Here is a 9,699-nt window from a genome sequence, read left to right on the forward strand (position 1 = left end):
TTTTGCGGGCGGTCGACCAGCGTGGAAGCGGAGAAGCTGATGAGGAAGTAGACCACCCCGCCGAAGATCAGGAACTCATGGGCGCGCCTGTTGATGTCGCCGTTGGAACGTGCCGAGTTGAGGAAGTCCACCAGGCCCACGGTGTACACCAGCGAGGTGTCCTGGAACAGGATGATGCTCTGCTGCAGCAGCAGCGGGGTCATCTTGCGAAAGGCCTGGGGCAGGATGATCAGGCGCATGGTCTGCGCGTAGTTCATGCCCAGCGCCTGCGCGGCGCCCATCTGGCCCTTGGAGATCGACTGCACGCCGGCACGGACGATTTCGCAGAAGTACGCGGCCTCGAACATCATGAAGGCCACGACGCACGAGGTGAAGGCGCCGATCGGGGTGTCTTCGCCGGTGATCCAGCGCAGCACGAAGGGCACCGCCAGGTAGAACCAGGTGATCACCAGCAGCAGCGGGATCGAGCGGAAGTAGTTGACGTAGGCGCCGGCCAGGCGCGACAGCAGCTTGCTCGACGACAGGCGCATCAACGCCAGGATGGTACCCAGGGCGATGCCGCCGACGATGCCCATGACCATCAGCTTGAGGGTCATGACCATGCCTTCCCAGAGGGCGGGCAGGGCGGGGATGATCTGGCTGAAATCCATGTCCATTTACTTGCCTCCCACGGAAATCAGGCCAGGCACGGCGACTTTCTTCTCGACCATGCGCATGATCAGCATCAGGCCCATGTTCAGGGTGAAGTAGATCAGCGTGGCCAGGGTGAATGCCTCGAACAGGTTGGCGGAAAACTCGGCGGTCTGCTTGGTCTGCGCGAGCAGCTCCATCAGGCCGATCAGCGACGCCACCGAGGAGTTCTTGAACACGTTGAGAAACTCGGAGGTGAGCGGCGGAATGATGATCCGGTAGGCCTGCGGCAGCAGCACGTTGTTGTAGATCTGCGGCAGGCTGAAGCCCATGGCGCGAGCGGCGGCCTCCTGGCCCTTGGGCAGCGCCTGGATACCGGTGCGCACCTGCTCGCAGACACGTGCGGCGGTGAACAGGCCCAGGCAGATGACCACGCTGATCAACGCCGAAGTGGTCGGGTTGAGGTCTTGCTTGAACCATTCCTGCAGGCCTTCGGGCAGCAAGTCCGGTACCAGGAAGTACCAGATGAACAGCTGCACCAGCAGCGGCACGTTGCGGAACAATTCCACATAGGCGGTGGCGATGCCTGATACCAGGCGATTGGGCACGGTGCGCATGACACCGAGCACCGACCCCAGCAACAGGGCAATGATCCAGGCGGTGATGGAGATGGCGATGGTCCAGCCCAGGCCGGTGATGTACCAGTCCAGATAGGTTTCGCTGCCCACGCCGGTGGACTTGAAGAACACGCCCCAGTCCCAGTTGTAATTCATCGGGATTTCCCCTCAGACGGTTGTTTCACGGGCACCTTCGAGCATCCGGGGGCGCAGGGCGCCCTCGGATGAAAGGTTAGACACTAATGGGTGGCCTGCAGAGTTGATTCGTGCCGTTGAGCACCAGGCCACTATCTGAGGATCAGGACTTCTTCTCGTCCGCGGCCTTGTCGGTCGGCTCGGCGATCAGTTTCTTCAGCTCGTCGCTCATCTGGAAGTTCAGGTTCAGCCCCTTCGGTGGGATTGGCTGAGTGAACCACTTGTCGTAGCTCTTGTTGACTTCGCCCGACTTGAAGTAGGCCACGATGGCGTCGTCGACCGCTTTCTTGAACGCCGCATCGTCCTTGCGCACCATGCAGCCGTAGATTTCGTACGACTGTGGGGTACCGGTGATGACCCAGTCTTTCGGGTTGCGGGCCTTGGCCATTTCACCGGCGAGCAGGGCGTCGTCCATCATGAAAGCCACGGCGCGGCCGCTTTCGAGCATGTTGAAGGCTTCACCGTGGTCCTTGGCGGAAATCACGTTCATCTTCATCTGCTTGTCGGCGTTCATCGCCTTGAGGATGCGCTCGGAGGTGGTGCCGGCGGTGGTCACCACGTTCTTGCCGGCCAGGTCCGGGAAGTCCTTGTAGGAAGGCTGACCGTCCTTGACCTTGGTCAGCAGGCGCGTACCGACTTCGAAGATGCCCACCGAGAAGCCGACCTGCTGCTGGCGCTCGACGTTGTTGGTGGTGGAGCCGCACTCCAGGTCGACGGTGCCGTTCTGCACCAGCGGGATGCGGGTTTGCGAGGTGACCAGGTTGTAACGGACCTTGATGTCCGTACCCAGTTGCTTCTTCAGGGCGTCGACGACAGCCAGCTGGATGTCATGCGAGTAGCCCACGGGCTCGGGCTTGCCGGCCAGGTAGGAAAATGGAATGGAGGAGTCGCGGTGCCCCAGGGTGATGGTGCCCGAATCCTTGATCTTCTTCAGGGTGCCGGTCAGCTCCTCGGCCATGGCCGGCGAAGCGATGACTGCAGCCGCGATGGCGGCGCCCAGCAATTGACGAACGATACGCATCAAATTTTCCTCGACGTGTTTGTTTTTTTTATGGAGCCGTTGGCGGACTCTTTCGTTCAACGAATACAGCATGAAGCGGTGTGCATTCGGGTCTGAAGTGTAGAGCATGAGTCGTGCCAAGCTGCCACTTTCAACCTTACGCATTGAAAATACTAGGTATTACACCTTTGGTACGAGGCGCTCGGCTGGCCTTTTGTACGGCTGGCCGAATGCAATGCGGCCACTTGTTCGGAAAGCCGAACGAAGGGGGTTGTGATCTATCTACCACAGCTGGGTGAAAGGTGGGTGCTTGGCGCGTGCCCTTTACCGCGGGGCAAGGGTGTAAAAACAGCTGCAGCGGCCGTGGCCGCTGCAGTGGAGGAGCAGGGGTGGATCAGGCGGCGCGCTGCTGCTGTGCAAGCGCGAGGTAGGCAACCAGCGCATGCTGCTCTGCGGCGGTGGTGAACAGGCCGAGCTTGGTCCGGCGCCAGAGGATATCGTCGGCGCTGATTGCCCATTCGGCACTGCGCAGGTAGTCCACCTCGCGGCTGAACAACCCGCCGCCGATGGCCTGGCCCAGGTCCTCCGGGCCTTGTACGCCATCGAGCAGTTGCCAGGCGCGGGTGCCGTAGGTCACGGCCCAGCGCTTGGCGATATCCACTGGCAGCCAGTTGTGACGTGCCAGCAGGGCATCGACCAGCGCCTGCACGCTGGACATCTGTTCGCCACCGGGCAGGGCCGCTTCGGCCGTCCAGCTGCCACGCATCTGGGTGAAGAAGGGCTTGAGCTCGGCCATGGCCGATTCCGCCAGCTTGCGGTAGGTGGTCAGCTTGCCACCGAACACCGACAGCAACGGTGCCTGGCCCTGTTCGGCCGACAGCGCCAGGGTGTAGTCGCGGGTGACTGCCGAAGGGTTGTCCGATTCGTCATTGCACAGTGGCCGTACACCGGAGTAGGTGTGCAGGATGTCTTCGCGGCTCAGCGGGCGGTTGAAGTGGGCGTTGACGATGTTCAGCAGGTAGTCGGTTTCCTGCTCGGTAATCGCCACCTTGGCCGGGTCGCCGCTGTACTCGCGGTCGGTCGTGCCGATCAGGGTGAAGCGGTCCAGGTAAGGGATGCAGAAGACGATGCGCTGATCTTCGTTCTGCAGAATGTAGGCATGTTCGCCCTCGTACAGGCGCGGCACGATCAGGTGGCTGCCCTGGATCAGGCGGATGCCGTAGGGCGCATCGAGCTTGAGGTCGTCCTTGATGAAGCTGGCGACCCAAGGCCCGGCGGCGTTGACCAGGGCACGGGCGCGGATCGTGCGCACGCTGCCGTCGGCGGCCTGCAGTTCGACTTCCCACACGCCGTCGGTGCGTTCGGCGCGCAGGCAACGGGTGCGGGTGTGGATGTGCGCGCCGTGCTCGCGGGCGGCCATGGCATTGAGCACCACCAGGCGGGCGTCGTCGACGGCGCAGTCGGCGTATTCGAAGCCACGGCTGATTGCAGGCTTGAGCGGCGAGTCGGCGCCGAAGCGCAGGCTGCGCGAGGCGCCCAGGCGCTTGCGCTTGCCCAGGTGGTCGTACAGGAACAGGCCGGCACGGATCATCCAGGCCGGGCGCAGGTGCGGGCGATGGGGCAGCACGAAACGCATCGGCTTGACGATGTGCGGTGCCTTGGCCAACAGCACTTCGCGCTCTGCCAGTGCCTCGCGCACCAGGCGGAATTCGTAGTGTTCCAGATAGCGCAGGCCACCGTGGATCAGCTTGCTGCTGGCCGAGGAGGTGTGTTGCGCAAGGTCGTCCTTCTCACAGAGAAACACGCTGAGGCCACGCCCGGCGGCGTCGGCAGCAATGCCCACGCCATTGATGCCACCGCCGATCACGGCGAGGTCATAGCAGTCGGCGAGTGGGGGCTGGGACGAAACGGGTTGGGACACGGGCAAGGCCTCCTGGGGCTGTTCACATCGAATATGAACATTGATGTTCGTTTCCGAAAATACTAGCGCAAGAGAAAGCCGGTCGCCAGTCAGTCTTCATAGAAAAAACTGATCAAATGACAATAAAGTGAACATTAACGAAAATGGCGGGCCGCGAAAGGGCCCGCCATGGGCTCACACCACCTCGAGGCGGATCTTGTGCTGGTTGAGCAATTCGCCCAGCGCCGGGGTGGGCGGCTGGTCGGTGACCAGGCAGTCGACCAGGCTGATCGAGCCCAGGCGCACCATGGCGTTACGCCCGAACTTGCTGGAGTCGGCGGCGAGGATCACCTGCCGGGCGTTGGCGATGATCGCCTGGGACACGCGTACTTCCTGGTAGTCGAAATCCAGCAGGCTGCCGTCTTCATCGATGCCGCTGATACCGACCAGGGCGAAGTCGACCTTAAACTGGCTGATGAAGTCGACGCTGGCCTGGCCGACCACGCCGCCATCGCGGCGCACCGTACCGCCGGCGACCAGGACTTCGAAGTCGTCCTTGGCGGCCAGGATCGCGGCCACGTGCAGGTTGTTGGTGATGACCTTGAGGTGGTTGTGGTTGAGCAGGGCGCGGGCGATCGACTCGGTGGTGGTGCCGATGTTGATGAACAGCGAGGCATGGTCGGGAATCTGCCGGGCCACGGCTTCGGCGATGCGCTGCTTTTCATCACGCATCTGGTCGGCGCGCATGGCGTAGGCGGTGTTCTCGATGCTCGAGTCGTAGGCCGCACCGCCGTGGTAGCGGCGTAGCAGGTTGAGCTCGGCCAGCTGGTTGATATCGCGGCGGATGGTTTGCGGGGTGACGATGAAAAGCTGCGCCATTTCCTCGATGCTGACATAGCCGCGTTCGCGAACCAGCTCGAGAATTTGTTGTTGGCGTGGGGGCAGATTCATGGGCGGTCCTTTGGGGCAGCCGGACAAATTCTGCAATGATGCCGTAGGAAGGGGATCACGGCCAGTAGACGATGGGGCCGCCAGGCGGCCCATCGCCGGCAAGCCGGCTCCCACAGGAACAGCGCTTGCCGGCGATGAGGCCACAATCACGTCACATCAGGCCTCGTGGTCTTCCCAGTCACGGGTACGATCGACCGCTTTACGCCAGCCGGCGTACAGCTTCTCCTTCTGCGCTTCATCCAGCTGCGGGCTGAATTCGCGCTCGATGATCGCCTTGCCGCGCAACTCTTCCAGGCCACTCCAGAAACCACAGGCCAGGCCCGCCAGGTACGCCGCACCCAGGGCCGTGGTTTCGCGCATTTGCGGGCGCTCGACGCAGGTGCCGAGAATGTCGGCCTGGAACTGCATGAGGAAGTTGTTGGCCACTGCGCCACCGTCCACGCGCAGCTCGGACAGGCGCTGGCCGCAGTCCTGCTGCATGGCGTCGAGCACGTCGCGGGTCTGGTAGGCGATCGACTCCAGCGCGGCGCGGATGATGTGATCGACCTTCACCCCGCGGGTCAGGCCGAACAGCGCACCGCGTGCATACGGGTCCCAGTACGGCGCGCCGAGGCCGGTGAAGGCCGGCACCAGGTACACGCCATTGCTGTCCTTGACCTTGCTGGCGAAATACTCGGTATCGAGGGCGTCGTTGACGATCTTCAGCTCATCGCGCAGCCATTGCACGGTCGAGCCGCCGTTGAATACGGCGCCTTCCAGTGCATAGGCCACTTCGCCCCGCGGGCCGCAGGCGATGGTGGTGAGCAGGCCATGGGACGACTTCACTGCCTTGTCCCCGGTGTTCATCAGCAGGAAGCAGCCGGTGCCATAGGTGTTCTTGGCCTGGCCCGGCTCCACGCACATCTGGCCGAACAGCGCGGACTGCTGGTCGCCGGCGATACCGGCGATGGCGATGCCGCTCTTGGTGTGGCCATAGACTTCGGAGGACGGGCGCACCTGCGGCAGCATCTGGCGCGGGATGCCGAGGATTTCCAGCAGCTTGTCGTCCCACTGCAGGTCGTGGATGTTGAACATCAGCGTGCGCGAGGCGTTGGTGTAGTCGGTGACATGCACCTTGCCACCGGAGAACTTCCAGATCAGCCAGGTATCGATGGTGCCGAACAGCAGCTCGCCACGCTCGGCGCGTTCGCGGGCGCCCTCGACGTTGTCCAGGATCCACTTGAGCTTGGTGCCCGAGAAGTACGGGTCGGTGACCAGGCCGGTGGTCTCGCGGATGTATTGCTCATGCCCGTCACGCTTGAGCTGCGCGCAGATTTCGGTGCTGCGCCGGCACTGCCAGACAATGGCGTTGTACACCGGGCGGCCGGTTTCCTTGTCCCATACCACCGTGGTTTCGCGCTGGTTGGTGATGCCCAGCGCAGCCACCTGGGCGTGGCTGATGCCGGCCTGGGCCAGGGCCTCGACCATGGTTGCGCTCTGGGTGGCGAAGATTTCCATCGGGTCGTGCTCGACCCAGCCCGCTTGTGGGTAGTGCTGGGCGAACTCGCGCTGGGAGGTGCCGACCACATTGGCGTCGCGGTCGAAAATGATGGCCCGCGAACTGGTCGTGCCCTGGTCCAGGGCAATGATGTAGTGCTTATCCTGGGTGTCTGTCATGGTCGTAGGCCTTGCAAAATGAGGGGGTCAGGGCGCCGCATCAGTTGGCTTGAGTATCGCCCTGGCGATTGTCGTTTGTCTCTGGGTTCGCGCTTGCCGCCACCGGCAGGTTGCGGGCGATCAGGCCGCGATAGGTCGCGGCACCGAGGCAGGCGCCGAGGATCGGTGCGAACACCGGAACCAGGAAATAGGGGATGTCCCGACCGCCAGTGAAGGCGATTTCGCCCCAGCCAGCCAGGAAAGTCATCAGTTTTGGCCCGAAATCGCGCGCTGGGTTCATCGCGAAGCCGGTCAATGGGCCCATGGCGCTGCCGATCACGGCGATCAGCAGGCCGATCAGCAGCGGTGCCATGGCCCCGCGTGGCAGGCCGTTGTTGTCGTCGGTAAGGGCCATGATCACCGCCATCAGGATGGCCGTGATCACCACTTCGACCAGAAATGCCTGGCCAGTGGAAAGCAGTGGGTGCGGATAGGTGGAAAACACCGAGGCCAGCTCCAGGCTTTCGCGGCTGCCGCGCAACATGGCATGGGCCTGTTCGAAATCGAAGAACAGGTTGCTGTACAGGGTGTAGACCAGCGCGGCGCCGCAGAACGCTCCGCACACCTGGGCAAGCATGTAGAACGGCAGCTTGCGTTTGTCGAAACCGGCGAACACGGCGAGCGCGATGCTCACGGCGGGGTTCAGGTGCGCGCCGGAAATGCCGGCGGTGAGGTAGATCGCCATGCTCACGCCGACCCCCCAGATGATGCTGATTTCCCACAGGCCGAAGCTGGCGCCGGCGACCTTGAGGGCGGCGACACAACCGGTACCGAAGAAGATCAGCAGTGCCGTGCCGAGAAATTCGGCCAGGCATTGGCTGGACAATGTGGGTTCGCGCAGAGCAGTCGTCATGTATGACCTCGGTTTTTTTTGTTGTGAGGCGCGTGGCGCTCGACAGCAATGCCCGGGGCCTATCCCCATTGACCCCGGACGGATACAGGAATGCACCTAAAAAGTGCACCATTTATTCAGAAACGAAAAAATATAGACAAGAAACGCTTATGTCAAAGGTCGAAAGTGAACCATCGGTCACGTTCTGAACGCCCCATGCCGGGTCGAATCCGCAGGCTAGACAGTCGCGTAGGCCATAAGCTGGCTGGGATGTGGGATTTATCCTAAAGTAGCCGCCGACCTGTCCCAGACCGGAGCCTTGCATGACCCCCGCCCTCGACCTGCTGAAAAAAGCCCGTGCCGAACACCGCGTGCACAGTTATGAACATGACCCGAAATCGGCGTCCTACGGGCTGGAGGCGGCAGAAAAGCTGGGGCTCGACCCGCAACAAGTGTTCAAGACGTTGCTTGCGAGCAGTGAGAAGGGCGAACTGCTGGTGGCGGTAGTGCCGGTGGTGGGCACCCTGGACCTCAAGGCGCTGGCCCATGCCGCAGGCGTGAAGAAGTGCGAAATGGCCGACCCGGCCGCCGCGCAGCGCGCCACCGGCTACCTGGTGGGAGGCATCAGCCCATTGGGGCAGAAGAAGCGCCTGCGCACCTTCATCGATGATTCCGCGCAAAACTTTGCAACCATCCATGTCAGTGCTGGACGGCGAGGGCTGGAAGTCGAGTTGGCAGCGAAGGTGCTGGCGGAGCATACCCAGGGCACGTTCGCCGGAATTGGCCGGGGCTAGAAAGCACCCGGGGCTGCACTGCAGCCCCTGGTGGGGTGGTCAGGTCGCCGAACTGTAGCGGCGAACCCCATTCTCTTGTCGCGGCAACTGCGCCGCGACACTGCCCGGCACCGGGAACAGCACCAGGTGGTCGGCCTTCACCGCAATCCCCACATCCTCACCCACCTGATGGTCGACATGGCTTGGGAAGATCGCTTCCAGCTGGCTGCCGGTCGGCAGTTGCAGGCGATACAGCGTCGATGCGCCAAGGAAGCTCTTGCCAACGATGGCCGCGCGCAATGCGCTGTCGGGCGCATGGACGATGTCATCGGGGCGCAGCAGCACATCCACCGAGCTGCCCGGGGCCATGGTGTAGGCGCGGTTGCCACGCAACTCGCCCAGCTCGGTGTTGACCGCCTCATGGCTGCTCATCTGGCCACGGATGAAGTAGCCCTGGCCGATGAAACTGGCAACGAACGGCGTCTGCGGCTCGTGGTAGAGGTTGTAAGGGGTATCCCACTGCTCCAGGCGGCCTTCCTTGAACACGCCCACGTGGTCGCTGACCGCGAAGGCTTCTTCCTGGTCATGGGTGACCAGGATCGCGCTGGTGCCACGGCTTTTGAGGATGTCGCGGACTTCATGGCTGAGGCGCCGGCGCAATTCCACGTCGAGGTTGGAGAACGGCTCGTCGAGCAGCAGCAATTGCGGCTCGGGGGCCAGCGCACGGGCCAGGGCCACGCGCTGTTGCTGGCCGCCTGACAGCTCGTGCGGGTAGCGCCCACCGAGGCCGCCGAGCTTGACCAGCTCGAGCATTTCTTCGACCACCTGCGCCTGGCGCGGGTGCTTGGCGATACCAAAGGCAATGTTCTGCGCCACGGTCAGGTGCGGGAACAGCGCGTAGTCCTGGAACACCATGCCGATGCGGCGCTTTTCCGGTGCCTGGGTGAAGCCTGCGCGGGAAATGACTTCGCCGGCCAGCTGGATTTCACCCTCGTGGACCGGCTCGAAGCCGGCGATGGCGCGCAGCGTGGTGGTCTTGCCGCACCCCGAAGACCCCAGCAGGCAACCGATGTCGCCTGCGTTGAGGTGCAGGTTGAGGTTCTGGA

Annotated in this window: 9 protein-coding genes; 1 reads left to right on the top strand and 8 read right to left on the bottom strand. The window is 63.0% G+C overall.

Annotation, left to right across the window (positions count from 1 at the left end; genetic code table 11):
- From B3E94_RS06420 to B3E94_RS06450, 7 genes are all read right to left on the bottom strand, one after another.
- Positions 1-656 (bottom strand): amino acid ABC transporter permease (locus B3E94_RS06420; RefSeq protein WP_286912773.1); only part of this gene is annotated, 656 nt, incomplete at its 3' end.
- Positions 657-1,403, bottom strand: a complete 747-nt coding sequence (locus B3E94_RS06425) for an amino acid ABC transporter permease (RefSeq protein WP_286912774.1) — start codon at positions 1,401-1,403, stop codon at positions 657-659. It abuts the gene before it with no gap.
- Between the two features lie 142 nt (positions 1,404-1,545).
- Positions 1,546-2,463, bottom strand: a complete 918-nt coding sequence (locus B3E94_RS06430; RefSeq protein ID WP_176511053.1) for a glutamate/aspartate ABC transporter substrate-binding protein — start codon at positions 2,461-2,463, stop codon at positions 1,546-1,548.
- A 373-nt stretch (positions 2,464-2,836) separates the two neighbouring features.
- A complete protein-coding gene (glpD, locus tag B3E94_RS06435; protein WP_286912776.1) occupies positions 2,837-4,363 on the bottom strand; it encodes a glycerol-3-phosphate dehydrogenase in 1,527 nt (508 codons plus the stop codon).
- A 174-nt stretch (positions 4,364-4,537) separates the two neighbouring features.
- Entirely contained in the window at positions 4,538-5,293 is a 756-nt protein-coding gene (glpR, locus tag B3E94_RS06440; RefSeq protein ID WP_176511055.1) for a DNA-binding transcriptional repressor GlpR, read from the bottom strand.
- 156 nt (positions 5,294-5,449) lie between these two features.
- Positions 5,450-6,949 carry a glycerol kinase GlpK gene (gene glpK, locus B3E94_RS06445; RefSeq protein ID WP_176511056.1) on the bottom strand — a complete coding sequence of 500 codons (1,500 nt, stop codon included), beginning with the start codon at positions 6,947-6,949 and terminating at the stop codon, positions 5,450-5,452.
- A gap of 40 nt (positions 6,950-6,989) precedes the next feature.
- Positions 6,990-7,841 (bottom strand): MIP/aquaporin family protein, encoded by an 852-nt coding sequence (locus tag B3E94_RS06450; RefSeq protein ID WP_286912778.1) that lies wholly within the window; start codon positions 7,839-7,841, stop codon positions 6,990-6,992.
- A 302-nt stretch (positions 7,842-8,143) separates the two neighbouring features.
- Between B3E94_RS06450 and ybaK the strand changes: the two genes are divergently transcribed.
- A complete protein-coding gene (gene ybaK, locus B3E94_RS06455) occupies positions 8,144-8,614 on the top strand; it encodes a Cys-tRNA(Pro) deacylase (RefSeq protein WP_286912779.1) in 471 nt (156 codons plus the stop codon).
- A gap of 39 nt (positions 8,615-8,653) precedes the next feature.
- Here ybaK and B3E94_RS06460 read toward each other — a convergent pair.
- A partial coding sequence (locus B3E94_RS06460) for an ABC transporter ATP-binding protein (protein ID WP_286912780.1) occupies positions 8,654-9,699 on the bottom strand: 1,046 nt, incomplete at its 5' end.

Source organism: Pseudomonas sp. UBA6315 (assembly GCF_002438125.1).
GTDB classification, from domain to species: Bacteria; Pseudomonadota; Gammaproteobacteria; order Pseudomonadales; family Pseudomonadaceae; genus Aquipseudomonas; species Aquipseudomonas faucium.